Annotated in this window: 25 protein-coding genes, 1 tRNA gene and 1 pseudogene; 7 read left to right on the forward strand and 20 right to left on the reverse strand. The window is 66.5% G+C overall.

The window, feature by feature from the left end:
• The first annotated feature begins 160 nt into the window (after positions 1–160).
• The gene (locus ACYJSS_RS29940; protein ID WP_111264276.1) at positions 161–1366 is read left to right on the forward strand and encodes an acetyl-CoA C-acetyltransferase; all 1206 of its coding nucleotides are present in this window, start codon (positions 161–163) and stop codon (positions 1364–1366) included.
• Positions 1367–1381: 15 nt separating this feature from the next.
• Positions 1382–3526, forward strand: a complete 2145-nt coding sequence (locus ACYJSS_RS29945) for a 3-hydroxyacyl-CoA dehydrogenase NAD-binding domain-containing protein (protein ID WP_111264275.1) — start codon at positions 1382–1384, stop codon at positions 3524–3526.
• A 57-nt stretch (positions 3527–3583) separates the two neighbouring features.
• Here ACYJSS_RS29945 and ACYJSS_RS29950 read toward each other — a convergent pair whose 3' ends face one another.
• The 10 genes from ACYJSS_RS29950 to ACYJSS_RS29995 all read right to left on the reverse strand — a co-directional run bounded on the left by ACYJSS_RS29950 (position 3584) and on the right by ACYJSS_RS29995 (position 11820).
• Positions 3584–4498: a sugar kinase gene (locus ACYJSS_RS29950; protein WP_236206555.1), complete on the reverse strand. Its 915-nt coding sequence runs from the start codon at positions 4496–4498 to the stop codon at positions 3584–3586.
• 4 nt (positions 4499–4502) lie between these two features.
• On the reverse strand, positions 4503–4895 hold the full coding sequence (locus tag ACYJSS_RS29955; protein WP_111264761.1) for a RidA family protein: 393 nt from the start codon (positions 4893–4895) through the stop codon (positions 4503–4505).
• A gap of 11 nt (positions 4896–4906) precedes the next feature.
• Complete coding sequence (locus ACYJSS_RS29960) at positions 4907–6361, reverse strand: N-acyl-D-amino-acid deacylase family protein (RefSeq protein ID WP_111264762.1); 1455 nt, start codon at positions 6359–6361, stop codon at positions 4907–4909.
• A 3-nt stretch (positions 6362–6364) separates the two neighbouring features.
• The gene (locus tag ACYJSS_RS29965) at positions 6365–7222 is read right to left on the reverse strand and encodes a MurR/RpiR family transcriptional regulator (RefSeq protein ID WP_111264763.1); all 858 of its coding nucleotides are present in this window, start codon (positions 7220–7222) and stop codon (positions 6365–6367) included.
• Positions 7222–8574: a GntT/GntP/DsdX family permease gene (locus ACYJSS_RS29970; protein ID WP_111264764.1), complete on the reverse strand. Its 1353-nt coding sequence runs from the start codon at positions 8572–8574 to the stop codon at positions 7222–7224. Before ACYJSS_RS29970 ends, ACYJSS_RS29965 begins: the two co-directional genes overlap by 1 nt.
• An 81-nt stretch (positions 8575–8655) precedes the next feature.
• Positions 8656–9927, reverse strand: a complete 1272-nt coding sequence (locus ACYJSS_RS29975) for an amino acid deaminase (protein WP_236206556.1) — start codon at positions 9925–9927, stop codon at positions 8656–8658.
• A 490-nt stretch (positions 9928–10417) separates the two neighbouring features.
• Positions 10418–10816, reverse strand: a complete 399-nt coding sequence (locus ACYJSS_RS29980; RefSeq protein ID WP_146603104.1) for a hypothetical protein — start codon at positions 10814–10816, stop codon at positions 10418–10420.
• 64 nt (positions 10817–10880) lie between these two features.
• The gene (locus ACYJSS_RS29985) at positions 10881–11252 is read right to left on the reverse strand and encodes a glutathione S-transferase N-terminal domain-containing protein (protein ID WP_236206557.1); all 372 of its coding nucleotides are present in this window, start codon (positions 11250–11252) and stop codon (positions 10881–10883) included.
• Between the two features lie 67 nt (positions 11253–11319).
• Positions 11320–11580, reverse strand: coding sequence for a hypothetical protein (locus ACYJSS_RS29990; protein WP_111264131.1), 261 nt, complete (start codon positions 11578–11580; stop codon positions 11320–11322).
• A gap of 15 nt (positions 11581–11595) precedes the next feature.
• Positions 11596–11820: a hypothetical protein gene (locus tag ACYJSS_RS29995; protein WP_111264132.1), complete on the reverse strand. Its 225-nt coding sequence runs from the start codon at positions 11818–11820 to the stop codon at positions 11596–11598.
• Positions 11821–12152: 332 nt separating this feature from the next.
• Here ACYJSS_RS29995 and ACYJSS_RS30000 point away from each other — a divergent pair, with 332 nt between their 5' ends.
• Positions 12153–12875: an amidotransferase gene (locus tag ACYJSS_RS30000; protein WP_111264133.1), complete on the forward strand. Its 723-nt coding sequence runs from the start codon at positions 12153–12155 to the stop codon at positions 12873–12875.
• A gap of 69 nt (positions 12876–12944) precedes the next feature.
• On the opposite strand, the gene ACYJSS_RS30005 is transcribed toward ACYJSS_RS30000, so the two are convergent.
• Positions 12945–13916, reverse strand: a complete 972-nt coding sequence (locus ACYJSS_RS30005; protein ID WP_111264134.1) for a magnesium and cobalt transport protein CorA — start codon at positions 13914–13916, stop codon at positions 12945–12947.
• 189 nt (positions 13917–14105) lie between these two features.
• On the opposite strand from ACYJSS_RS30005, the gene ACYJSS_RS30010 reads away from it, so the two are divergent.
• Entirely contained in the window at positions 14106–14978 is an 873-nt protein-coding gene (locus tag ACYJSS_RS30010; RefSeq protein ID WP_111264135.1) for an alpha/beta fold hydrolase, read from the forward strand.
• A 70-nt stretch (positions 14979–15048) separates the two neighbouring features.
• On the opposite strand, the gene ACYJSS_RS30015 is transcribed toward ACYJSS_RS30010, so the two are convergent.
• The 5 genes and pseudogenes from ACYJSS_RS30015 to ACYJSS_RS30035 form a co-directional block, all read right to left on the reverse strand.
• Positions 15049–15768, reverse strand: coding sequence for a lysophospholipid acyltransferase family protein (locus tag ACYJSS_RS30015; RefSeq protein ID WP_111264136.1), 720 nt, complete (start codon positions 15766–15768; stop codon positions 15049–15051).
• Between the two features lie 69 nt (positions 15769–15837).
• Entirely contained in the window at positions 15838–16689 is an 852-nt protein-coding gene (locus tag ACYJSS_RS30020; protein ID WP_111264137.1) for a substrate-binding periplasmic protein, read from the reverse strand.
• A 48-nt stretch (positions 16690–16737) separates the two neighbouring features.
• Positions 16738–17565 carry a methyl-accepting chemotaxis protein gene (locus tag ACYJSS_RS30025; protein ID WP_371921734.1) on the reverse strand — a complete coding sequence of 276 codons (828 nt, stop codon included), beginning with the start codon at positions 17563–17565 and terminating at the stop codon, positions 16738–16740.
• A 30-nt stretch (positions 17566–17595) separates the two neighbouring features.
• Positions 17596–18621: pseudogene (locus tag ACYJSS_RS30030) on the reverse strand (HAMP domain-containing protein); the annotation flags it as partial.
• A 222-nt stretch (positions 18622–18843) separates the two neighbouring features.
• Positions 18844–19533: a crotonase/enoyl-CoA hydratase family protein gene (locus tag ACYJSS_RS30035; RefSeq protein WP_111264139.1), complete on the reverse strand. Its 690-nt coding sequence runs from the start codon at positions 19531–19533 to the stop codon at positions 18844–18846.
• Between the two features lie 200 nt (positions 19534–19733).
• Here ACYJSS_RS30035 and ACYJSS_RS30040 point away from each other — a divergent pair, with 200 nt between their 5' ends.
• Both ACYJSS_RS30040 and ACYJSS_RS30045 read left to right on the forward strand, forming a co-directional pair.
• The gene (locus ACYJSS_RS30040) at positions 19734–19952 is read left to right on the forward strand and encodes a hypothetical protein (protein WP_236206558.1); all 219 of its coding nucleotides are present in this window, start codon (positions 19734–19736) and stop codon (positions 19950–19952) included.
• Positions 19953–20045: 93 nt separating this feature from the next.
• Positions 20046–20135, forward strand: a tRNA-Ser gene (locus ACYJSS_RS30045).
• Positions 20136–20394: 259 nt separating this feature from the next.
• Here ACYJSS_RS30045 and ACYJSS_RS30050 read toward each other — a convergent pair.
• The 4 genes from ACYJSS_RS30050 to ACYJSS_RS30065 form a co-directional block, all read right to left on the reverse strand.
• Positions 20395–20739, reverse strand: coding sequence for a hypothetical protein (locus tag ACYJSS_RS30050; protein WP_236206559.1), 345 nt, complete (start codon positions 20737–20739; stop codon positions 20395–20397).
• On the reverse strand, positions 20736–21083 hold the full coding sequence (locus tag ACYJSS_RS30055) for a DUF3592 domain-containing protein (RefSeq protein WP_236206560.1): 348 nt from the start codon (positions 21081–21083) through the stop codon (positions 20736–20738). Before ACYJSS_RS30055 ends, ACYJSS_RS30050 begins: the two co-directional genes overlap by 4 nt.
• Before the next feature lie 291 nt (positions 21084–21374).
• Complete coding sequence (locus tag ACYJSS_RS30060; protein ID WP_236206561.1) at positions 21375–21791, reverse strand: hypothetical protein; 417 nt, start codon at positions 21789–21791, stop codon at positions 21375–21377.
• 29 nt (positions 21792–21820) lie between these two features.
• A complete protein-coding gene (locus ACYJSS_RS30065; RefSeq protein WP_236206562.1) occupies positions 21821–22432 on the reverse strand; it encodes a hypothetical protein in 612 nt (203 codons plus the stop codon).
• Positions 22433–22667: 235 nt separating this feature from the next.
• Between ACYJSS_RS30065 and ACYJSS_RS30070 the strand changes: the two genes are divergently transcribed.
• Complete coding sequence (locus tag ACYJSS_RS30070; protein ID WP_236206563.1) at positions 22668–23312, forward strand: DUF4124 domain-containing protein; 645 nt, start codon at positions 22668–22670, stop codon at positions 23310–23312.
• Positions 23313–23328 lie beyond the last annotated feature (16 nt).

Consider the following 23328-nt stretch of genomic DNA (forward strand, 5'->3'; position numbering starts at 1 on the left):
CATCGCGTTGACCTGGGAGTCAGGTGACCGTTCGTCTGAGCGCAGAAGTCAATGGCGCTGAGCAGTTCGGTCATTGAGTGCGGCCCGCGTGCCGCTAAGGTAAGCCCCACAGCGGTTGGCCCCTGGCCGGCCCGTCTGCCTAACGACAAGAGAGAACGCCATGACCGAAGCATATATCTACGACGCGGTGCGCACGCCCCGCGGCAAGGGCAAGAAGGACGGGGCGCTGCACAGCGTCAAGCCGGTCAACCTGATCGCCGGGCTGCTCAGGGCCCTTCAGGCGCGCAACACGCTGGATACCAGCCAGGTCGACGATATCGTGCTCGGTTGCGTGACCCCGGTGGGCGACCAGGGCGCCGACATCGCCAAGACCGCCGCGCTGGTGGCCGACTGGGACGAGACCGTCTCGGGTCAGCAGATCAACCGCTTCTGCGCGTCGGGCCTGGAGGCCGTGAACCTCGCCGCGATGAAGGTGCGCTCCGGCTTCGAGGACCTGGTGGTGGCCGGCGGCGTGGAATCCATGTCACGCATCCCCATGGGCTCCGACGGTGGCGCCTGGGCGATGGACCCGGAAACCAACCTGCACACCAGCTTCGTGCCCCAGGGCATCGGTGCCGACCTGATCGCCACCCTGGAGGGCTTCAGCCGCCAGGACGTGGACGCCTTCGCCCTGCGCTCCCAGCAGAAGGCCGCCCGCGCCAGCGCCGACGGCTCGTTCAACAAATCCCTGGTGCCGGTCACCGACCAGAACGGCATCGTGCTGCTGGACCACGACGAGTTCATCCGGGGCGAATCCACCCTCGAAGGCCTCGGCGCGCTCAAGCCGAGCTTCGAGATGATGGGCCAGATGGGCTTCGACGCCACCGCGCTGCGCAAGTACAGCCACGTCGAGCGCATCCACCACGTGCACACCCCGGGCAACAGCTCCGGCATCGTCGACGGCGCCGCCGCCATGCTCATCGGCTCCGCCGCCAAGGGCAAGGAGCTGGGCCTCAAGCCCCGCGCACGCATCGTCGCCACCGCGGTGACCAGCACCGACCCGACCATCATGCTCACCGGCCCGGCGCCGGCCACCCGCAAGGCCCTGGCCAAGGCCGGGCTGTCGGTGGCGGACATCGACCTGTTCGAGGTCAACGAAGCCTTCGCCTCGGTGGTGATGAAGTTCATGAAGGACATGGGCGTGCCGGAGGAGAAGGTCAACGTCAACGGCGGTTCCATCGCCATGGGCCACCCCCTGGGCGCCACCGGTTGCGCCATCCTCGGCACCCTGCTCGACGAGCTGGAGAAGCGTCAGCTGCGCTACGGCCTCGCCACCCTCTGCGTGGGCGGCGGTATGGGTATTGCCACGATCATCGAGCGAGTTTGAGGCCGGAGAACAAAAATGACTGACGCCATCCGTTACGAAAAAGGCCCGGACAACATCGTCGTCCTGACCATCGACATGCCCGGCCAGAGCGCCAACACCATGAACGCGGTGTACCGCGAGGCCATGGGCGCCACCGTGGACCGCCTGGAAGCCGAGAAGGATTCCATCGCCGGGGTCATCGTCACCTCCGCCAAGAAGACCTTCTTCGCCGGCGGCGACCTCAATGAGCTGATCAAGGTCACCCAGGCCGACGCCAACGGCTTCTACCAGATGATCCTCAAGATCAAGGGCCAGCTGCGCCGCCTGGAAAGCCTCGGCAAGCCCGTGGTCGCCGCCATCAACGGTGCGGCCCTGGGCGGCGGCTGGGAAATCTGCCTGGCCTGCCACCACCGCATCGCCATTGACGAGGGCCACGTCCAGCTCGGCCTGCCGGAAGTCACCCTGGGCCTGCTCCCCGGTGGCGGCGGCGTGGTGCGCATGGTGCGCCTGCTGGGCATCGAGAAGGCGCTGCCGTACCTCGCCGAAGGCAAGAAGGTGCGCCCGGACCAGGCCCTCAAGGCCGGCCTGATCCACGACATCGCCAAGGACCGCGACGAACTGCTGGCCAAGGCCCGCGCCTTCATCGCCGCCAACCCCACGGCCGTGCAGCCCTGGGACGTGAAGGGCTACAAGATCCCCGGCGGCACCCCGTCGACCCCGGCCGTGGCGCAGATGCTGGCCATCGCCCCGAGCGTGCTGCGCGACAAGACCAAGGGCTGCTTCCCGGCGCCGGAGAAGATCATGTGCGCCGCCGTCGAAGGCGCCCAGGTGGACTTCGACACCGCCCAGCTGATCGAGGCGCGCTACTTCACCGAGCTGACCACCGGGCAGGTGGCGAAGAACATGATCGGCACCTTCTGGTTCCAGCTGAACGAGATCAACGCCGGCAGTTCCCGGCCCAAGGGCCCGGCCCGCTATGAAACGAAGAAGGTCGGCGTGCTCGGCGCCGGCATGATGGGCGCGGGCATCGCCTACGTCTCCGCCGCCGCCGGCATCGAGGTGGTGCTCAAGGACGTCTCCATCGAAGCCGCCGAGAAGGGCAAGGCGTACTCCGCCGGCCTGCTGGACAAGAAGGTCGCCCGTGGCCACATGAGCGCGGAGAAGCGCGACGCCTTCCTCGCCCGCATCAAGCCGACCGTGGATGACGCCGACTTCGAAGGCTGCGACCTGATCATCGAGGCCGTGTTCGAGAACCGCGAGCTGAAGGCCAAGGTCACCGCCGCCGCCGAGGCCAGCGCCCTGGCCGATGCGGTGATCGCCTCCAACACCTCCACGCTGCCCATCACCGGGCTGGCCACCGCCGTGGCCAAACCGGAGAAGTTCATCGGCCTGCACTTCTTCAGCCCGGTCGACAAGATGCCGCTGGTGGAGATCATCCGGGGCGAGAAGACCTCGGACGAGACCCTGGCCCGTGGCTTCGACTACGTGCTGCAGATCAAGAAGACCCCCATCGTGGTCAACGACAGCCGCGGCTTCTTCACCTCGCGGGTGTTCGGCACCTTCACCAACGAGGGCATCGCCATGCTCGGCGAGGGCGTGTCGGCGGCGATGATCGAGAACGAGACGCGCCAGGCCGGCATGCCGGTGGGCCCGCTGGCGATCTCCGACGAGGTCTCCATGAGCCTGATGACCCACATCCGCAACCAGACCGCCGCCGACCTCAAGGCCGAAAGCAAGGCGATGCCGCAGCACCCGGCCTTCGCCGTGATCGACCTGATGGTCAACGAGTACAAGCGCCCCGGCAAGGCGGCCGGTGGCGGCTTCTACGAGTACCCGGCAGGCGGCAAGAAACACCTGTGGCCGGAGCTGAAGGCGCGCTTCGAGAAGGCCGACCGGCAGATCCCGGCGCAAGACGTGCGTGACCGCATCCTGTTCATCCAGGCCATCGAGACCGTGCGCTGCGTGGAGGAGGGCGTGCTGCTGTCCACTGCCGACGCCAACATCGGTTCGATCTTCGGCATCGGCTTCGCCGCCTGGAGCGGTGGTGCCCTGCAGTTCATCAACCAATACGGCGTGCAGGATTTCGTCGCCCGTGCCCGCTACCTGGCCGAGCAGTACGGCGAACGCTTCGAGCCGCCGGCGCTGCTGCTGGAGAAGGCGGCCAAGGGTGAGGGGTTCTGATCCTCTGATGGCGCCACGACAAAGCCGGCCTCGCGCCGGCTTTGTCGTTCCTGGGGCTCAGGCGAAAGCTGTCGGCATGGCGCTGCGGGGGATGATCGCGCCGGGATGCCCGATCACGGCAGCGGCAAGGCGGTGCCCGTCTTCGGCGGATACGGCGGGCGGTCGCCGCAGGGTGCGCCCGGCCAGGTAGCCCGCCGCAAAGGCATCGCCCGCCGCGCAACTGTCCACCACGCGCGGGACGGGGAGGGCGGGCACCTCGATGCGTTGATCGGCGGTCGCGACCAGGCAGTCCGCGGCGCCGCGCTTGATCACCACTTCCACACACCCCAGCTGGAGTGCCCGATCCGCCGCGGCCCGTGCCTCATGGGGGCCATGCAGTCGGCATTCGTCATCCAGCGTCAGCAGGGCGATGTCCGTCAGGGACAGCATCCGCTGGTGAATGGGCCGTGCTTCTTCGACGCTCCAGAGTTCCGCCCGGTAGTTGCTGTCGAAGCCGATCCGGCCGCCCTCGGCCCTGAAGTCGGCCAGTGCAGCCAGCAGCGCCTCGCGCCGTGGCGGCGAAAACAGCGCGAGGCTGATGCCGGACAGGTAGAGCAGGTCGGGGCGCGGCCGGGCGAGCCAGTCCGCTAGAGCGATCTCGCCGGAAAACCAGCGGCGCGCGGCGCTTTCCCCGCGCCAGTAATGGAAGCGGCGCTCGCCCAGCGCATCGACCTCCACCAGGTACAGCCCCGGGCGTTGGCCCGGGAGCCGTGCCACCCGGTGGGTGTCGATGCCTTCGTCTTTCCAGGCGTGGAGCATCTGCTCGCTGAGGGGGTCGTCACCGAGGGCGCTGAGGTATTCGACCCGGTGTGTCGTCCCGGCCAGCAGGCGGGCGAGGTAGAGGGCGGTATTCAGGGTATCGCCGCCGAAACCGCGCCTGAGCGGGGTTCCGGCGAGCTCCACCATGCACTCCCCGAGGCAGGCGATGCGCATGCGGTCAGTCCCGCTCGGGTGCGCGATAGGCGATGCAGTCCACCTCGACGCGGCAGTCGATCACCATGCTGGAAACCACGCAGGCCCGTGCTGGCGGGTGTTCGCCGAAGAACTCCAGGAACACGGCGTTGAAGGCGGTGAAGTCCCGAGGGTCGTCCAGCCAGACACCGCAGCGCACCATGTGCTCGGGCCCGTAGCCTGCCTCCTCGAGTATCGCCACCAGGTTGCGCAGGCACTGGCGCGCCTGGGGGACGATGCCGCCGTCCACCAGCACACCGTCCAGAAGCGGCGTCTGGCCCGATACATGGAGCCAGCCGTCGGCCTGTACGGCACGGGCGAATGGCATGGGCTGGGCGGCGCTGCCGGTGGCCCGGGCGTAGCGTTTCAACTCGGTCATGGGGAACTCCTTCAGGTCCGTTCGAGTGGGTTGCGGGTGAGGAAGCGACCGGCCCTTTCCGTGCAGGCTTCGCCGGGGCAATGGGCCAGGGTGCCGTTGACCCACACGGCGTGAATGCCGGTCGCGGGGCATTGCGGGTCCTCGAAGCTGGCGACGTCCGAAAGGCTCAGCGGGTCGAAGAGCACCAGGTCGGCCCAGTGGCCGGTGCGGATCAGCCCGCGCCGGTCCAGCCCGAAGCGCCCGGCAGGGAGCGAGGTCATCTTGCGCACGGCTTCTTCGAGGCTGAACAGGCCGATGTCCTGGGCGTAGTGGCCGAGCACCCGGGGGAACGTCCCCCAGAGCCGTGGGTGCGGGTGTGGGTCTTCCGGCAGGCCGTCCGAGCCGATCATGGTCAGCGGGTGCGCGAGGATGCGCTGCACGTCCGCCTCGCTCATGCAGTGGTACACCGCGCCGGCGGGCTGCAGGCGTCGCGCCGTCTCCAGCAGGGGCAGGTCCCAGGTGGCGGCGATATCGGCGAGGGTGCGGCGCGCCATGTGGGGATGGGACTCCGACCAGGTGATCAGGATCTCGTAGGCGTCGGTGACCTGGCCGAGGTCGAGGGTCGAGGCGCTGGCCGCATAGGGGTAGCAGTCCCAGCCCAGTGGCTGCCTGGCGCTGGCGGCGTCCAGGTGGGCGAGCACCTCGGTGCTGCGCCCCCAGTTGCCGGCGCCCGCGCACTTGAGGTGGGACACCACCACCGGGCTGTCGGCGTGGCGGCCGATGGCGAAGGCCTCGTCGAGCGCGTCGAGAATGCCGTCGAACTCATCGCGCAGGTGCGTGGCGTACAGGCCGCCGTGTTGGGCCAGTTCTTCGGCCAGTTGGCGCACCTCATCGATGCCCGCGGCATGGGCCGACGCGTAGGCCAGCCCGCTGCTCAGGCCGATGGCGCCTTCGGCCAGGCTGGCTGCCAGCTCGATGCGCATGGCACGGATCTCGGACTGGCTGGCGCTGCGGTCGAGGCGGTCCAAGTGGTTGTTGCGCAGGGCGGTGTGCCCCACGAGGGCGGCGACGTTGACGGCCGGGCAGGCCTGCTCGACCGCCTGGCGATAGTCGGCGAAGCGCGGATAACGGAACGCCTCGGCCGGCCCCAGCAGGTTCATCGGGTCCGGCAGGGGGCCGGCCAGCCTGACGGGTGCGGCGCTGATACCACAGTTGCCGACGATCACCGTGGTTACGCCCTGGCTCAATTTGGGCAGCATGGCCGGGTGGCGGATCACCGCCATGTCGTCGTGGGTGTGCGCGTCGATGAAGCCCGGGGCCAGGACCAGGCCCTCGGCGTCGAACACCCGGTTGGCCGTGCCGTCGCCGGCGGCCTCGCCGATGTGGACGATGCGCCCCTGGTCGAGCCCGACATCGGCGACGAATTCCTCCGTCCCGCTGCCATCCATGATCCGCGCGCGGCGTATCAGCGTGTCGTAGTGCGTCATGCTTCAGTCCCCCAGTGGTAGTCGGTCGCCGTCCTGGCGGTATTCGTCCAGCGCCAGCTTCACCCGGCGCAGGAGTTCCTGGCTGGCATCGACGTTGCGCAAGGCGAGTTCCGTGGCGAGCAGGTCGATGACCAGCAGCATCCCGTAGCGGGCAGCCGTCGGTTTGTGGATGAAGTCGGTTTCATCGAGGTGCAGCCCCAGCACCACGTCCGCCAGCGGGGCCAGCGGCCCGTCTTCGCGGGTGATGGCGAGAATCCGGGCGCCATAGGCTCGCGCCACGCGCAGGATGTCCGGCATGCCCGGGAGTGCGCCGGTGAGGGAGAGGACGATGAGCACGTCGCCCTTCGTGCAGGTCGAGGCGACCATGCGCATCAGCACCGGGTCGTGGTAGCTGGAGACCGGATAGCCCAGCCGTACCAGGCGGTATTGCACCTCCATGGAGAACAGCGTGGAGCAGCCGCCCATGCCGAAGGCATGGAGGCGCCGCGCGCCGGCCAGCAGGTCGACGGCGGCCTCCAGGCGAGCCCCGTCGAGCCCGTCGAGGTGGCGCCGCAGGCTGGTTTCGATGTCCGCCAGTATCTGGCCGTGAAAGGGCGAGACCGGCGTTGGTGCTCCCCCCAGGAAACGATTCCCGACCCGTGATGCGCGGGCCAGTTTCAGGCGCAGGTCGCGCAGGTCGTCGCAATCCATCAGCCTCGCGAAGCGCGACATGGCGGCCTTGCTCACGCCGGCCTTGCTGGCCAACTGGTCGATGCTGGCCGCTGCGGCGAAGGCGACGTCGTCCAGCACCGCTTCGGCGATGCGTGCGGCGTTGCCGCCCAGCGTTTCCCGGCGGCTGCGGATGAGGTACAGGATGTCCATCAGAGCACCAGCGCCAGGCCGCCGGTGAGCGCCAGGGCAACCAGGGAAATCAGCGTTTCCAGCACCGTCCAGGTCTGCAGGGTCTGGAGCACGGACAGGTTGAAGTACTCCTTGATCAGCCAGAAGCCGCCATCGTTGACGTGGGAGAGGATCAGCGAACCCGCACCCGTGCTCAGTACCAGCAGCTCCGGATGGGGGTAGCCGCTGGCCAGGGCGATGGGGGCGACGATGCCGGCGGCGGTGGTCATGGCCACGGTGGCCGAGCCGGTGGCGATGCGCATCAGCGCGGCGACCAGCCACCCCAGCAGCAGGGGTGACAATTCGAAGCGCGACGACAGGGCGACGATCTCGGTGGTGATGCCGGTCTCCATGAGGATGCGATTGAGGCCACCACCGGCCCCCACCAGCAGGGTGATGGCGGCGGTGGGTGCCAGGCATTCGGTGCTGAATTTCAGGATCGCGTCACGGTTGAAGCCTCGCGCCAGCCCCAGGCTCCAGAAGCTGAACAGGGTGGCGATCAGCAGGGCGACCACCGAGTTGCCGATGAACGAAAGCAGTTGGTTGAGCCCGCTGCCCCGGGTGCTCAGCGCATCGGCCCAGCCTCCGAGCAGCATCAGCGCCACCGGCAGCAGGATGGTGCCGAGGGTGATGCTGAAGCCCGGCAGCGAAGCGGATGAGCCCTCGGCGCGGAGCAGTTGTTCGCCGATGGGGTTGTGGGCGGGCAGGTGGATACGCGGTGCCACCAGCCGGGTGAAGAGCGGGCCGGCGATCGCGGCGGTGGGCACGCCCACCAGGATGGCGTAGAGCACGGTCCTGCCCACCTGCGCGGAGTATTCGCCCACCGCCAGCATGGCGGCGGGGTGGGGTGGAACCAGCCCGTGGACCACCGACAGCCCGGCCACCATGGGCAGGCCGGTCATCAGGATCGACACGCCGACCTGGCGGGCCACCGTGAAGGCGATGGGCACCAGCAGCACGAAGCCCACCTCGAAGAACAGCGGCAGGCCGCACAGGAAGGCGATGGCGGCCATGGCCCAATGCGCATTGCGTTCGCCGAAACGGGCGATCAGGGTCTGTGCGATGCGCTCCGCACCCCCGGACTCGGCCATCATCTTGCCGAGCATGGTGCCCAGGGCGACCACCAGCGCGATGTGGCCGAGCGTGCGGCCTACCCCGGCCTCGTAGGCGGTCATGATCTCCTGGGGCGGCATCCCGGCGGAGAGGGCGAGCCCCATGGAGACCAGGGTGATGACGATGAAGGGGTTGAGGCGGTAACGCGCGATCAGCAGCACCAGGGCGATGATGGCGATCAGGGCATGGATCAGCAGGTGACTGTCGGCAGTGGCGGGCATCGTGTCCTCCTTGGTCGAGGCAAAGGCCGACCGTCCCGCGCGCAGGGGCGGGGTCGGCTCGTCTTGGAAATGGGGGCTGGACTAGAAGAAGGTTTCCACGGCGCCCCGGACGCGGTAGTCGTCATCCACCAGCAGCAACTGGCGCCATTTGTCGAAGGTCAGGCAGGGGTGGGAGATATCGAAGGCCAAGAGGTCGCCCACCTGCAGGTCGGCGTCGGGAGGCGTTTCCATGAAGGCGTGCTGGTCCATCATCCGCGTGAGCCTCCAGGCGCTGGGCGCGACCGTTGGCCGGGCTCCTTCGCCGGGGCGGTGGTGCAGCGCCGGCAGGGGCATGCCGGCATCGAACGCGGCGTCGCGCTTGCCCAGGCCCACGATCGCCAGGCCCGGTTCGGGCAGGGCCTGCACATGGGCCCAGAGCTGCAATGCCGGGAGCAGGCTGCTGCCCATCTCCCGGGCCACGGCATTGCTGGCGTGGATGCGCCGGGCCGCCTCGCGGTAGATGCCGGCGTCGTGGGTCAGGTAGCAGCCCGGGCGCAGCACCACCTGCAGCGGCCTGCCGATGTCCTGGCCGCCGAAGGTCTCCGCTACCACGTCGAACCAGGCGGAACCGGCACCGGAGAGAATCACCTCGGGTTCGCCGAAGCGGCCCTCGCTGGCCAGTCGGCGCGTGCGCTCCAGCACATGGCCGAGCAGCTGGCGGACCTGATGCTCCTCCTGCAGCACGCCTTCGTAGACCTCGCAGCCCACCAGGCTGATCGTCTGGGGCCAGCGCGCGATGGCGGCCAGCACCTCGGCTTCCTGGGCCTGGTTGCGGACACCGGTGCGGCCGCCTTGCACCCCGAACTCCAGCAGCACCCGCAGGCGCTGGCCGGCGTCGCTGAAATAGCGCCCCAGTGCCTCGACGTTGGCCGCGGACTCCACCAGGCAATAGAAGCTGAAGCCCGGGTCGCGAAGCAGGCGCGAGATGATCGCCATGTTGGCCTTGCCCACCAGCTGGTTGGCCATCAGCACGCGGCTCACGCCGTGGTTGCGTGCGGCCTGGACCTGGGGCGCGGTGGCCAGGGTGATGCCCCAGGCGCCGTGTTCCAGCTGCCGGTGGAACAGCGCCGGGCTCATGGTGGTCTTGCCATGGGGCGCCAGTTGCACGCCATAGGCCTGGATGAACCGGCTCATCCAGGCCAGGTTGTGTTCGATGCGGCTCTGGCGCAGCACGGCGACCGGCAGGCTGACGTCGTCGGCGAGGATGTCCCAGCCGTATGCCTCCACGTGCTCCACCAGGGCTCCGTGCGGGGCGTGGCCGAGGCCCTTGCCGTTGGGGTCGAGCAGTCGTCGTTGAAATTTGTTTTCAGCCATCAGGTGTTCCTCCCTGGTCCGTTGAAAACAAGTATCACCCCCTTCGCGGTATTGGCCATGGGGCCGAGAGCGTGCGTGCACTGTGCCTCCATAGGCCCGTGAACGCCGGCCAGCCGGCGGCATGGCTGGCCTCGCCATGATTCCTCGCAGGGGTTTCGGTCTTTCCGACCCGGTGTTGTCGGCTTTCGTGGGGGGAGGGCAGCCGGGTACGGCACCTCCACGGGAAAACGGCCCCTGGCCCGAGGACCGTTGCCGACTCACGAGTCGCCTGGCGCCATGGCGATGGCCGGCGTGCAGGGGGCGTCGACGACGTGCCCGGGATATTTCGGCTGAACAGGCGGGCACCGGGCGAGGTCAACCCTGGGTCATGCCGAATGAACCTGGAGGTTGCGATGAGACGGCTGAATCTTCCGTTGCTGCTGTTGGTCGGGGCCGTTTCCACGGCGGTGCTGGCCGATGACGAAGACCTGACCATGGAGCAGGAGCGCGATCAGATCGGCGCCAACATGGAGGCCGAGCGCAAGGGCGAGCAACCGGCGCTGAACAATTCCGGCGTGCCGTCTTCGGCGGCTACGCCAGGGGCCGGTTCCGGAAGCTCGGTGGGGTCGCCGACCACCACCACGGGCAATCCCACCTCTGCGCCCGGTGCGCCGGCCACCGGGCCGGGTACGCCGACCACGGCCCCCGGGACGCCCACTACCGGGCAGGGCGTGCCGACCAACGCCCCCGGCAACCCCACGACGGGGCAAGGCAGTTCGACGGCATTGCCGGGTACCTCCACCGCCGTGCCGGGCAGTTCCACGGCGCGGCCGGGCGCCTCGACGTCCGGGCAGGGCTCATCCACCGCCGCGCCCGGCGCGCCGACCACCGGCCAGGGTCGTTCGACCACGGGGTCGGGTTCAGCGGGTGGGGCGGCGGGTGGCGCCGGGGGCGCGGGTGGCGGTAACTGAGGGTCAGGCCTGGGCGAAGCGGCTTTCGAGGTAGCGGATGATGTCGCTGGACTCGTACATCCAGCGGCTTTCACCGTTTTCGTCGATGCGCAGGCAGGGCACCTTGATCTTGCCGCCGCCGGCCAGCAGGGCCGCGCGATGGCCTTCGTCGTTCTTGGCGTCGCGCAACTGGATGGGCAGGTCTAGGCGGTGCAGGGTGCGGCGGGTCTTCACGCAGAAGGGGCAGGCGTGGAACTGATAGAGCGCGAGGCCTGCGGTTTCGTCCTCGACCCGGGCCTGCGCCTCGGCGCTGCGGCGCAGTTTGCGCGGGCGGGTGATGAGGTCGATGAAGAGGATCAACTGACCCAGGCCGATGCGGAGTGCCTTGATGAACACGGTTGGGAACCCTTGCTGCGGAAAACGGGCCGGCAGTCTACCCCATGCGCGGCGCGGCGGCCGGCTTTCACGCCAACCGGTCGCGGCAGCAGGTGAGCGACTCCATGACGAAGGCGGTGGGCAGCTGGAACTGCCGGCGGATCGGCGGGCTGCCGAGTTCGCCCTTCAGGGCCACTTCATTGGCCAGTTGGCGGTCGAGCTCGTGGCGGGCCTCGATGTTCTTGGCCACGCCGCCCACCGAGCCATGCCCGTAGCCCATCAGTGAAAAACCATTGGTCATCAGCGCCAGGCCGGCGAGCAGGAGCAATCGTTTGCGTTGTGCCTTCATGGCGCTGTCGCTCCTTCAGCCGCTCTGCCGTCCACTGACGGCCTTCTGGCTCATCAGCATCGCCGGCACGCTCTGGCTGAGCTGCTGGTAGAAGCCCATGGAGCCGTCCACCGAGCTGACGCCGACGCGGGCCTTCTCGTAGCTGAAACTCACTACCAGCAGCAGGGAGATGGCGATGGTGTAGAGCCCGAGCGAAGCCAGGGCGCCGTTGCGTGCGTATTTGAGGGTGAGGTTGCTCATGGTGGTTTCCGCTTGGCTGTTCCGTGGAGTGGGCCCAGCTTCGCGAAAAAGGATTCGATAGAAAAACGGATATCAGGCATTTCAACTATCGATGAAACCAATGGGTTTCGGCTCGTACGTAAAATTTTATTGACGTGCCCCGCAAGTGCCTGATGGGCAAGGAGTTAGGCGGCAGGGCCGCTGGATCAAAGGGCTGCGCAGGTGCTTTCTATCCCGCTGTCGGTCGGCCGCCAGGGTGCGTCGCTGTAGGCGCTATTTCCTTATGGGGGCGCCTGTGTTAAATAAATCGCACACTTTGCGCGTCTCCCTCTCATCGCTTCAGGAAGTCCTTCATGCCGTTACGTATCTGCATCCTGGAAACCGACATCCTCCGTCCCGAACTGATCGACCAGTACCAGGGCTACGGGAAGATGTTCGAGCAGCTGTTCGCCAAGCAGCCGATCGAGGCCCAGTTCAGCGTCTACAACGTGGTGGAGGGCAACTACCCGCCGGCCGGGGAGCGCTTCGACGCCTACCTGGTCACCGGCAGCAAGGCCGACTCCTTCGGCGACGATCCCTGGATCCAGACCCTGCGCACCTACCTGCTGGAGCGCTACGAGAACGGCGACAAGCTCTTGGGCGTGTGCTTCGGCCACCAGCTCCTGGCGCTGCTGCTGGGCGGCCGCACCGAGCGTGCGACCCAGGGCTGGGGGGTCGGCACCCACGCCTACCGCATCGCCGAACAGCCGGCCTGGATGAGCCCGGCGCTGGACCAGTTGACCCTGCTGATCAGCCACCAGGACCAGGTCACGCAGTTGCCGGAGAACGCGACCCTGATCGCCTCCAGCGACTTCTGCCCGAACGCCGCCTACGCCATCGGCGACCAGGTGCTGTGCTTCCAGGGGCACCCGGAATTCATCCACGATTACTCGCGCGCGCTGCTGGACATCCGCCAGCAGTTCCTCGGCGAGGAGATCTACGGCAAGGGCGTCGCCAGCCTGGACAAGCAGCACCAGGGCGCCACGGTGGCGGAGTGGATGATGCGCTTCGTCGCCCAGGGGCGTGACGCGGCCTGATCGTTTCGCGACATGAAAAAGCCCGCCTGATGGCGGGCTTTTTCGTTGGGGCGCGGCAACCCGGGGTGGCTAGAGCCAGCCCGAGCGCTTGAAGCTGGCGAACAGCCCGGTGCAGCCGACGGCGATGAAGCCCAGTACGCCGAAGTAGCCGTAGTGCCAGGTCAGCTCCGGCATGTTCTGGAAGTTCATCCCGTAGATGCCGGCCACGGCGGTGGGGAAGGCGAGGATGGCCGCCCAGGCGGCGAACTTGCGCTGCACCACGCTCTGGCGCGAGGACTCCAGCAGCAGGCCGATCTCGATGGCGTGGTCGGCCATCTCGCGCAGCGCGGTGAGGTCTTCCAGCAGGCGGTTGACGTGGATGGCGATGTCGCGGAAGTAGGGCCGCATGTTCTTGTCGATGAAGGGGAAGTCCAGGCGTTGCAGTTCCTGGCAGATCTCCGCCAGCGGGCCGATGTATCGGCGCAGGCGCAGCAGGTCGCGGCGCACGCCCTGGATGTGTTCGACGTCGGCCTGGCTCAGCGGTCGGTCGAGCACCAGTTGCTCCAGGGCCTCCAGCTCGCCGTGGTAGCTGTCCATCAGCGGGCGGTAGTTCTCGATGACGAAGGCCAGCAGCGCATAGAGCACGAAGTCCTCGCCGTGCTCCAGCAGCAGCGGGCGCGCTTCACAGCGCTGGCGGACCTGGGAGTAGGGCGCGGAGTCGCCGTAGCGGGCGCTGATCACGTAGCCGCTGCCGGCGAACAGCTGGGTTTCGACGAAGGTCAGGCCGGCGTCGGTGCGCACCGGGGAGTAGAGCACCAGGAACAGCGCATCGCCGAAGGTCTCCAGCTTCGGCCGGGTGTGGCGCACCAGGGCGTCTTCGAGCGCCAGTTCGTGCAGGTCGAACTGGCGCTGCAGGTTGGTCAGCTCTTCGGCGCCGGGATCATGCAGGCCGATCCAGACGAAGTGGCCCGGCTTCTTCGACCACTCCTTGCCCTGGTCGAGGCTGATGTCGGTGATCTTCTTGCCCTTGGCGTAGACGGCGGCGGCAACCACATGACCCATGCGCTGGTTTTCCTTGTTCCAATGGTGAGCGGCGGCGAGCTTAACCCGCCTCTGCTTCAGAGTGTTGGTGGATGCGGGGAGTTCTTCCACAACGGCGGGCACTTCGGCCGAATTACCCGGTGGGTAATGGTGCGGACGGTGCGCTTGCTCTAGATTCGGCGACTCCCGCTCAGAACAAGGAAAACAGGCGTGAACGAGGCCTTCCCATTCGCCGCTGGCACCTTCGACTGCCCGGTGACCGTCCATCCGGGGCAGCCGGGCGCACCTGCGCTGGTGCTGTTGCCCGCCATGGGCGTGGCGGCGCGCAAGTACGAGGCCCTGGCCCAGTTGCTGGTGGCTGCCGGCTGCAATGTGCTGGTGGCCGACTGGCCCGGGCAGGCCACCAGCCTGCCGCGCCCGGACCGTCGCCGTGACTATGGCTACCGCGAACTGGTGGAGGACTTCGTGCCCAGGCTGCTGGCCCTGGCCGGGCGGCATTTCCCCGGGAGCCGCCAGGTGCTGCTGGGGCATAGCCTGGGCGGGCATGTCGCCGCGCTCTATGCCGCCGCCAACCCGGATGCCGAGGTGACGGTGGTCGGCGTCGCCTGCGGCAACATCCATTACCGCCACTGGCGCGGTCGCAAGCGCCTGATGACGCCGATGGTGGCGCTGGTCTTCAACCTGATGACGGCGGTGCTCGGCTACCTGCCGGGGCCGCGCATCGGCTTCGGCGGCCATGAGGCTCGCAGCCTGATAAGAGAGTGGGGGCGGGTGGCCTTCACCGGCGATTTCCGCCACGTCGGGTTGCCGCTCGCGGAGCCGGCGCGGGTTGGCGTGACCTCGCTCTTCGTCACCATCGAGGGCGACAACTTCTCGCCGGAGGCGTCGACCCTCGGTCTCGCCGCGCTGATCCAGGCGCCGCCCCGCGTGCAGCGCCTGCCATCGCCGCGCCCGCCCCACGAGAACCCCCACAGCGCCTGGTTGCGCGCGCCGGGCTCGGTGGCGGAGTTCGTGCTGGGGTGGCTGGTGGAGCGGGGCATCTTGGTTTCCGGGCAGGCTTCATCGTCGACCCGCGTGGGCTGAAGCCCACCCTACACGCTCGTCCAAACGAAAAAGCCCGGCATCGAGCCGGGCTTTTTCCATGTGCGGGCGATCAGGCCTGGGCCAGTTCACGGTCCATGGCGTTGATGCAGTCGAGCATCTTCTGCCGGCATTCCTCAATCAGCATGGGCAGGTCGTCCAGGCTCAGGCCGACGGTGGGGATGGCGGGCAGGGCGCGGATGATGACCTTGCCGCTGTTCCAGCTGTTCAGGCGCATCTGCTTGACGTAGTTGCTGACGCACACCGGGATGATCGGCACGCCGGCGGCGATGGCCATCTGGAAGGCGCCGCGCTTGAACTGCAGCAGCTCTTCGCCGAGGTTGCGGGTGCCTTCGGGGAAGACCCAGATGGAGGTGTCCTTGTTGCGCAGCGTTTCGGTGGTGGTGAGCATCGCGTCGCGGGCCTTGCGCGCATTGCCACGGTCGATCAGCACGTTGCCGGCGAGCCAGTAGAGCTGGCCGAAGAAGGGCACCCACTTGAGGCTCTTCTTGCCGATGCTGACGGTGCGCGGCGGCACCACGCGGCCGAGCACGTAGAGGTCGTAGTTGGACTGGTGGTTGGCAATGATGACGCAGGCCTTGTCGTGCTCGAGCAGTGCCACGTCGGTCTTCACCTTCAGGCGCAGGATGCGCAGCGCCGGCAGGGAGTAGAGGCGGGCGCAGAGGCGGCTGTTGTCCGGGTTGAACGGGCGGCAGATGCCGAGCAGCAAACCGGCGATGCCGGCGACGATGAAGTGCAGGCCCATGAGAACCATGCGCGGGAGGAAAAGCATCGGGGTCGCCCAGTCAGACAAAAGGCGCGCAGTGTACGGGTGTGCACTTTATTGGGCAATTGCTGCCGGTCAGGGGGTTGTAACCTTTTCTGTGCCGCTGGCGGTGGCCGGCAGGAATTCGGGCGAGGCATACCGCTCGGCAAGGCGATCGAGCGTGCCGTTGGCCTGCACCTTGGCCAGTGCCGTATCGAAGCGCTGCATGAAGTCGGCACGGTAGGGGTAGGCCGCCGCATTGAGGCGGGAAAAGCCCAGGTGGCCGCGCTCGGTGGCCAGGACCGGGCCTTCCACCAGGCTTTCGGCCTCCTCGGGGCTGATGCTGCCGTCCTCGCGCATCTGCTGCAGTTCCCAGAGGATCGACAGGCGATCGTTGATATAGACGTCGATGCGCTGGTGCAGCAGCTTGAGCAGGTTGGTGCGGTTGTCGCGGGCGTAGGACTGGTCGATCTCGCCGGCCTCCACCATCTCGCGGTAGCGCGGGGAATTGACCGTGACGAAGCCGCTGTTGAGTCCCACGCGCAGCCCGGCGTAGGCATTGGGGAAGTCGTCGAAATGCCGGGTGCCGGCAAGGCCGGGGCGGATGAACACCGCCAGGTTCTCTTCCATGATCGGCCGCGAGTATTCCATCCAGGGGCGCTCGTCGGGGCGGTAGTAGGGCGGGTAGAGGGCGAAGGCGTTGCCCTTGGCCACTTCCGCCAGCCCGCGCGGCCAGGGCACCGGGCGGATGGTCACCTTGTAGCCGGGCATCAGGGCGAAGACGCTGCGCAGGATGTCGGTGTAGAGCCCCTTGGCCTCGCCTTTTTCCTCGTAGCTGTAGGGCGGGTAGCCCGAGTCGCAGAGGATGGTGACCTCGATGGGCGTTTGCGCCTGGGCACGGCACAGGGCCGTGGCGCAGAGCAGCGCCAGCAGCAGAAATGCGCGCATGGCATGCCTCCCGTGAAGCGGCCGCGCGTCATGCGCGGCCTGCCCGGGTCAGATCTTGAAGCGGCTGAGCAACCTGTCCTGCTGGCCGACCTGTTCCACCATCACCGCGCACTGGCGCACCTGCTGCTCGGCGCCACCGGCAACCTCGTGGCTGATGTCGCGGATGTTGGTGGTGTTGCGGTTGATCTCTTCGGTGGTGGCGCTCTGTTGCTCGGCGGCGGTGGCGATCTGCAGGTTCATGTCGTTGATGCGGTTGATGGCATCGCGGATGCGCCCGAGCATTTCGTTGGCGGCGCCGGCATCGTCGGCGGTCTTGCTGGCGGTGTCGCGGCTTTGCTGCATGCGCTGCTCGGCCTGGCGCACGCCGGTCTGCAGCTGGTCGATCATCTGGCGGATTTCCTGGGTCGACTGCTGGGTGCGCGAGGCGAGGGAGCGTACTTCGTCGGCCACCACCGCGAAGCCACGGCCGGACTCGCCGGCCCGCGCGGCCTCGATGGCGGCGTTGAGGGCGAGCAGGTTGGTCTGGTCGGCGATGCTGGTGATCACCGAGAGGATGGATTCGATGCTCTGGCTGAGCTTGGCCAACTCGTTGATGGCCTGGCCGGTGTCGTCCATCTCGTTGGCGAGCTGCTTGATCGCCTCGGTGGAGCGGGAGACCACGGTGACGCCGTTCTCGGTCTCCTCGTTGGCGGCCAGTGCGGCCTGGGCGGCGGCCTGGGCATTGCGTGCCACCTCCTCGGCGGTGGAGGCCATCTCCTGCATGGCCGTGGCCAGCTGGTCCAGCTCCATCAGCTGCACCTGCAGGCGGTTGGCGGCCTGGCCGGCTTCGTTGGAGGTGAGGTCGGTGCTGCCGCGCACCTGCCTGGAGCTGCCCATCACGTCGCCGATCAGGGTCTGCAGGTTCTGCAGGAAGCTGTTGAACTCGCGCGCCACCAGGGAGATTTCGTCGTTGCCGGCGGCGGGCAGGCGCTTGGTCAGGTCGCCCTGGCCGCTGTTGATCTCGTGCAGCGAATCGCCCAGTGCGTCCAGCGGGCGCAGCAGGCTCTTCATCAATACGCCGAGCAGCACCAGGCTGATGACCACGCCCAGCACGGTGCCGATCACGGCACGCCAGCTGAGTGCGTTGGCCTCGGCCATGACCTTGCCCTGGTCGAGCACGACGCCGATGTACCAGTCCATGCCCTTGAGGTTGGGCAGCGGGGTGAAGGACACCAGCAATTGCCGGTCGCCGGTATCGACCTCCTGCAGTTCCTTGTTCAGGGCCGGGCTCTTGCCGCCGAACAGCTCGCTGTAGGGCTTGCCGTTCAGTTTGGTGTCGGGGTGGGAAATGATGTTGCCGTTGCGGCTGAGCAGGAAGGCGTAGCCGGCGCCGTTGAAATCCAGGGTGTTGACCGCGTCGGCCACCGTTTTCAGGCGGATGTCGCCGCCCATCACCCCGAGGAACTTGCCGGCGTCGGTGATGCGGGCGACGGCGGAGATGAGGATTTCGCCAGTGGTGGAGTCGACGTAGGGCTCGGTGAGCACGGCCTGGCTGCCGGCCTTGCCGGTGGCGTACCAGGGGCGCTGGCGGCCGTCCCAGTCGGGCTTGGGCTGCCAGGAGGGGTCGTTCTTGATCGGCTTGCCATCGGCTTCGAGGGCGCCGAAGACGAGGATGAATTCATTCTTCAGCATCGACGAGTCGACCACCCGCTGGGTTTCCTCGGGGCTGTACTTGCTGTCGATGGTCTGGGCCATCAGGTCCATCAGGCGCAGCTTGGCGTTGAGCCAGTTCTCGATCTGGCGGGCGAGGGCGTTGCTGGATTCGGAGATGCTCGATTCGGCCTGGGCGCGAAGGGTGCTGCGAACCTGGCTGACCTGGGCCAGGGACAGGAGCGCGGTGGTAAGGAAGAGTACGGCGGCGGCGGCAAGGCTGACCTTGTGGGCAATCTTCATACGGAGCTCCTGGCGGGTGAAATGCCTGATGCCTTCCGTCCGTGCCTGGCGTCATGGCTTAAAAGTAATACAGCTTTTCGAGCTTGTCCGAAGCAAAGTGCCATCACCTGTCGGAAATTCATGCAGCTCGTCTGGGAAGGGAGTCTAGGTGGCTGCAGCGACGCGGGAGGCGGAAATGAAAAAGCCCGGCATGGGGCCGGGCTTTCGACTGCGACGATGCGATCAGAGCGGGTGCTGCTTGTCCTGCTCGATGGCGGCATCCAGGGTCTCGAGCAACGCCTTGCGTACCTTGAGCTTGGTGTTCTTGTGGGCGGTGGAGTTGATCTTCTTCATCTGCTGGGCAACGGCCTGGGCAGTGGCCAGCAGTTCTTCGGCAGGCACGACCTTGTCGAGGAAGCCGGCTTCCAGTGCGCCTTTGGGGTCGAACATCTCGCCATTGATCACCGAGCGGTGGAAGGCCGCCTTGGTCAGGCGGTCACGGGCCAGCTCGATGCCGACGTGGTGCATGGTCATGCCGATCAGCACTTCGTTCAGGCCGATGCTGAACGGGCCGTCGACGCCGATGCGGTAGTCCGCCGACAGCAGCAGGAATGCACCCTTGGCCACGGCATGGCCGGAGCAGGCGACGATGATCGGGAAGGGGTGGGCGAGCATGCGGCGCGCCAGGGTGGAACCGGCGGCGACCAGATTGACGGCGTTCTGCGGGCCGGAGGTCATCACCTTGAGGTCGTAGCCACCGGAGAGGATGCCCGGCTGGCCGGTGAGGATGACGATGGCGCGGTCCTGCTCGGCGCGGTCGAGCGCTGCGTTGAAGGCGGCGATCACGTCCGGGGAAATCGCGTTCACCTTGCCGTTGGCAAGGGTGAGGGTGGCGACGCCGTCTTCGAATTGGTAGGAGATCAGCTCACTCATGGCAGGGGTCCTTGTTGTGGAATGGGGCAGACGTTACTCACGCGCACGGGGCAGGTAAAGCGCTTTGGCTGACTGACAAGTCAGGCGCGCCGGGCCCTTGCTCCTTATAAGGCGCGCTCTATGGCGACGATGCGCACTGCCAATTGGGCGCTGCGCACGCCAACCGATAACCTCGCCGCCATCGCCTGAAGGAGCTCCCCATGGACCGACCCGCCCATATCGCCAGCATCATCCTCGCCGTCGTCCTGCTGCTCGGCTCGTTGTTCCTGGCCAACAGCGCGGCCCTGCAGAACCCCGCCGGCGTGCTGCTGCTGTTCATCGCCGGGGTGTTCGTTTCCTTCGGCTTCATCTTCTTCGGCAGCCTCAAATTCGACGACTACCGCCAGGGCCAGGACAGCGACTCGACCCGCTCTTCATAAGCGCATGAAAATTCTCAAAAAAATATTTGCATTCCGGAAAACACTCCACTAAATTAGCGCACCTCGACGGGGCTGACGCCTCGTAGAGGTCCCGGTGAGGTGTCCGAGCGGTTGAAGGAGCACGCCTGGAAAGTGTGTATACGGGAAACCGTATCGTGGGTTCGAATCCCACCCTCACCGCCACTTTCCGATTCAAGAAGACCCCTGATATTCCTAGTGAAGTCGGGGGTTTTTGCTTTCTAGCGGTTTCGTTCAGGACCATTCTAGGACCAGAACACCGTATTCCAGTCCTGCTCAGGACGCCGCCCGAAACCTGTCATCTCGAAAGTTGCTGCCGCCAGGCTCCTGATTGGGATTGGGAGTTGCTAAAGCGAGCGGCTGGCCGTCGGGCCTCTGCGCCTGGAGTGTGCCGCTCTTTATGGTTGCGAGCGGGCGCTCCGTATCACTGGCATCCCGGTTTTGGCAGCTGGTCACAGGTGATGGGGTCCTGCCCTGGAAACCCGTAGCTGTACTCCCCGATGATGTCCCTGTCTTCAACGGTGATGTTGAGGTAGGTGCCATCCGCACAGACCCAGCCACCAGACAGGAACCATGCGTTCCCCATCACTACGCCCCCATCCATTTCGCCGAGGTGGTCCAGGCGGTGAAAGGAGGTCTGGCCGAGCTTGAGCTCGGAAATCAGGGATGGGGTGATACGGCACTGCTCCGGCTCGGTAGCGCATCCGGGGAGGAGAGTTGCCATCAGTGCGGGCCAAACAAGAGCAAGGCGCCTTGTGTTCACCTTCATAGCTTCAATCCATCCCATCCCGGGGTTGTGATCATTGCGTCCTGAGGGAACTGGGGATCGTACTTCACCTTCACGGAAGTGCCCGGCTTGTTCTGGCTAAGGGGTCCGTCGAGGGTCCGTCTTTTGACTTCTCTGATTCCGACGTCCGAGTACGTGTGGCCATCTACGCTATAGGAGAGGTTGATCTTCACGACGTAAGAGGAGCCGCCGTTCTGGGGCTTGTGCGTTATCGTCGTGATTGTTCCGGTGGTTTCGGGCCAGCTCTGGTGGATGAGTATCTGCTTGACGCAAAAGTAGGCGAATGCGGCGAAGGCCGCGGCCTTGAGGATTGTTCCCAGCTTCATTGTGTTCTTCCTTGAATCGACGTCTTCAGCTGCCCGGGCCTTGGCTGATGTCGCGCAACTCTACTGGCAGTGCGGCGTGTCGGCAAATGTCCGGAAACCGGCTGATGATGAGGTTGGCAAAGGCGCTGGATTCTTAGGGCTCAGAATGAAAAAGCCCCGCATTGGCGGGGCACCCTGCATCCGACTGGCACGTCAGGTTGCTCGTGAGCTGTGCAATGCCAATGGTTTCGCCTTGCCGCGTCCGAGATAACCTGGTGCCGATTCCGGAGGGAAGCCTGTGTGTTCGGCCACTCAAGGCGGCCCGAACTCGATCTGCGCACAGCCGTGGGACAGCAGCATCTGCCCGTCGTCGGCCTCGAAGGCGGTGATGGTCTTCGACTTGTCGACCGTGATGGTGATGATGCAGCGGTTGGGGTGGTGGACGTTGTCCCAGTAGTTGGTGGTGACGATGACATTGCCTTGCTGCTCCGACGAGGTGCCCACCACTTCGTTCCGGTAGTAGGACGTGTCGCTGTACCAACTGAGCACGACTTCACCGCTGCCGGTAGGGTTCATCTGGTCCGGTTTGCCGAAGAAGTTGATGGCCTCCTCGGCGGAGCGGCCCTTCCATTGGCTGGCGGCGTAGAGCTCGGGGAGCGTGTCCATCTGGATGCAGCCACCGAGTGCCAGCGGCAGGCAGGCCAGGGCGAGTATCCGTAGCACTTTCATTTGTCTGTCTCCTGGGGCCTGGCTGCCTGTCACGGGTTGGCGGGCTTGTTGCCCAGGAGGAGGTCGAGGTCGCGCAGGACGCCCTGGCTGCTGTTCTTCACGGCGTTGGGGCCGTGGTTCTCTTCATAGGCGCTTGGGCGGGTGATGCCCCACATCTGGGTGCGGGTGACAGTGGCAAGGACGTCGGCAGTGGTGTTGCCAAGGCGCATCATCGCGTTGGCTTCACGCCCGTCGGGTTTGCAGGCGAAGTCGTAGGAGCGGTCGATCCAGCTTTGCGGGACCGGGTTCCAGCCCTTGGGCGCCGGTAGGATGGAGGCGGTGGCGGAGCGGTTGTAGGCGGTGACGGTGTTGACCTTCAGCAGGCGCTTGTTGCACTGGAACTGCAGGTCGTAGGCGACGAAGTCGGGGGCGTCGGCGGTTTCGAATATCTGCACCACGGTGACGGAGCGGGCGGGTTCTGCCTGGCCGGATTCCATCTTGAGTTCGGCGACGGAGGCGCCGTCGGCGTAGAAGAGGTCACGGTTGGGCTGGTCGCCGGTGCCGAAGATCACCCACCAGTCGGCGGCCATCGCCGATTGCTGGACCTGGATCAGCAGCAGTGCCAGCGATGCGCCCAGTACGACTTTGTTCTTGATGTTCATGCGTGTCTTCCATGGAGGGCCGCTTGGCAACTGGAGAGCCCAGCCCCTTGCACGGCAAAGCGCGGACGTTAGCGAGCGCTCGTGGCGACTTGAATAGGGCGCATGAGCTAGTGGCGCGGTGCTGTCAGGCAGGTTGTGCGCCCTGTCGCAACCTGCCTGTGGCGCAGTGCCGGTTTTTTCGCGTGGGGTCACTGTTGCATGGGTTGCCGGTTGGTGACGCAACCCGGAAACTGCCATGCCTGCTTGGGCATGTTCGGTTTCAGTCATGGGCGCCGGTCGGCGCTTCACTCATGGGTACATCGGGAGCTGCATCTTGGTTTCAGGGAAATGGCTGGCGGCGCTCGCCGCCGTGATGGTGCTGTCTGGCCTGTCGTCGGGTGCGGGTGCGCAGATCTACAAATGGGTGGATGCCGACGGCAAGGTGCAGTTCGGCAACGTGCCGCCGCCGAGCGGGGCGGAGCAGATCAAGGGGGCGGCTGCATCCCCGGCCGAGAAGACACCTGAGGCGGCTGCGAAGCCGACCACCGATGCCGTGCCTGCAGAGCCTTCGGCCTTCAAGAGCGCCGATATCGTCGGGCGCTGGTACATGAAGAACGATGAAGAAACGCTGGACTGGACCTTCAAGGCCGATGGCAGCTTCGCCGGCACCCTGGTTGACAGCATGGGAACCGGGCGCTCGGCCGGGACCTGGGAGCTGAAGGGCGACACGTTACGGGTGGTGACCCGCAACACCTTCAAGGACGGCTTCTCGGGCGGTGGGGAGCGTGAGGCTACCGAGCGTTCCGAATACACCCTGCTCGGTGTAGAGGCGGGCAGCCTGAAGCTGCTGCCGGACCAGTCGCTGTTCAAGCGGCCGCCGTACACCTTCATCAAGCGCTGATCTTCGCGTGTATGAA

Source organism: Pseudomonas sp. No.21 (assembly GCF_054558415.1).

Excerpts from the sequence above, each read along its gene's own strand:
- ACYJSS_RS29940 (WP_111264276.1), top strand. The coding sequence starts at position 161 with ATGACCGAAGCATATATCTACGACGCGGTGCGCACGCCCCGCGGCAAG.
- ACYJSS_RS29945 (WP_111264275.1), top strand. The coding sequence starts at position 1,382 with ATGACTGACGCCATCCGTTACGAAAAAGGCCCGGACAACATCGTCGTC.
- ACYJSS_RS29950 (WP_236206555.1), bottom strand. The coding sequence starts at position 4,498 with ATGCGCATCGCCTGCCTCGGGGAGTGCATGGTGGAGCTCGCCGGAACC.
- ACYJSS_RS29955 (WP_111264761.1), bottom strand. The coding sequence starts at position 4,895 with ATGACCGAGTTGAAACGCTACGCCCGGGCCACCGGCAGCGCCGCCCAG.
- ACYJSS_RS29960 (WP_111264762.1), bottom strand. The coding sequence starts at position 6,361 with ATGACGCACTACGACACGCTGATACGCCGCGCGCGGATCATGGATGGC.
- ACYJSS_RS29965 (WP_111264763.1), bottom strand. The coding sequence starts at position 7,222 with ATGGACATCCTGTACCTCATCCGCAGCCGCCGGGAAACGCTGGGCGGC.
- ACYJSS_RS29970 (WP_111264764.1), bottom strand. The coding sequence starts at position 8,574 with ATGCCCGCCACTGCCGACAGTCACCTGCTGATCCATGCCCTGATCGCC.
- ACYJSS_RS29975 (WP_236206556.1), bottom strand. The coding sequence starts at position 9,927 with ATGGCTGAAAACAAATTTCAACGACGACTGCTCGACCCCAACGGCAAG.
- ACYJSS_RS29990 (WP_111264131.1), bottom strand. The coding sequence starts at position 11,580 with ATGAAGGCACAACGCAAACGATTGCTCCTGCTCGCCGGCCTGGCGCTG.
- ACYJSS_RS29995 (WP_111264132.1), bottom strand. The coding sequence starts at position 11,820 with ATGAGCAACCTCACCCTCAAATACGCACGCAACGGCGCCCTGGCTTCG.
- ACYJSS_RS30000 (WP_111264133.1), top strand. The coding sequence starts at position 12,153 with ATGCCGTTACGTATCTGCATCCTGGAAACCGACATCCTCCGTCCCGAA.
- ACYJSS_RS30005 (WP_111264134.1), bottom strand. The coding sequence starts at position 13,916 with ATGGGTCATGTGGTTGCCGCCGCCGTCTACGCCAAGGGCAAGAAGATC.
- ACYJSS_RS30015 (WP_111264136.1), bottom strand. The coding sequence starts at position 15,768 with ATGCTTTTCCTCCCGCGCATGGTTCTCATGGGCCTGCACTTCATCGTC.
- ACYJSS_RS30020 (WP_111264137.1), bottom strand. The coding sequence starts at position 16,689 with ATGCGCGCATTTCTGCTGCTGGCGCTGCTCTGCGCCACGGCCCTGTGC.
- ACYJSS_RS30025 (WP_371921734.1), bottom strand. The coding sequence starts at position 17,565 with ATGGGCAGCTCCAGGCAGGTGCGCGGCAGCACCGACCTCACCTCCAAC.
- ACYJSS_RS30035 (WP_111264139.1), bottom strand. The coding sequence starts at position 19,533 with ATGAGTGAGCTGATCTCCTACCAATTCGAAGACGGCGTCGCCACCCTC.
- ACYJSS_RS30040 (WP_236206558.1), top strand. The coding sequence starts at position 19,734 with ATGGACCGACCCGCCCATATCGCCAGCATCATCCTCGCCGTCGTCCTG.
- ACYJSS_RS30050 (WP_236206559.1), bottom strand. The coding sequence starts at position 20,739 with ATGAAGGTGAACACAAGGCGCCTTGCTCTTGTTTGGCCCGCACTGATG.
- ACYJSS_RS30055 (WP_236206560.1), bottom strand. The coding sequence starts at position 21,083 with ATGAAGCTGGGAACAATCCTCAAGGCCGCGGCCTTCGCCGCATTCGCC.
- ACYJSS_RS30060 (WP_236206561.1), bottom strand. The coding sequence starts at position 21,791 with ATGAAAGTGCTACGGATACTCGCCCTGGCCTGCCTGCCGCTGGCACTC.
- ACYJSS_RS30065 (WP_236206562.1), bottom strand. The coding sequence starts at position 22,432 with ATGAACATCAAGAACAAAGTCGTACTGGGCGCATCGCTGGCACTGCTG.
- ACYJSS_RS30070 (WP_236206563.1), top strand. The coding sequence starts at position 22,668 with ATGCCTGCTTGGGCATGTTCGGTTTCAGTCATGGGCGCCGGTCGGCGC.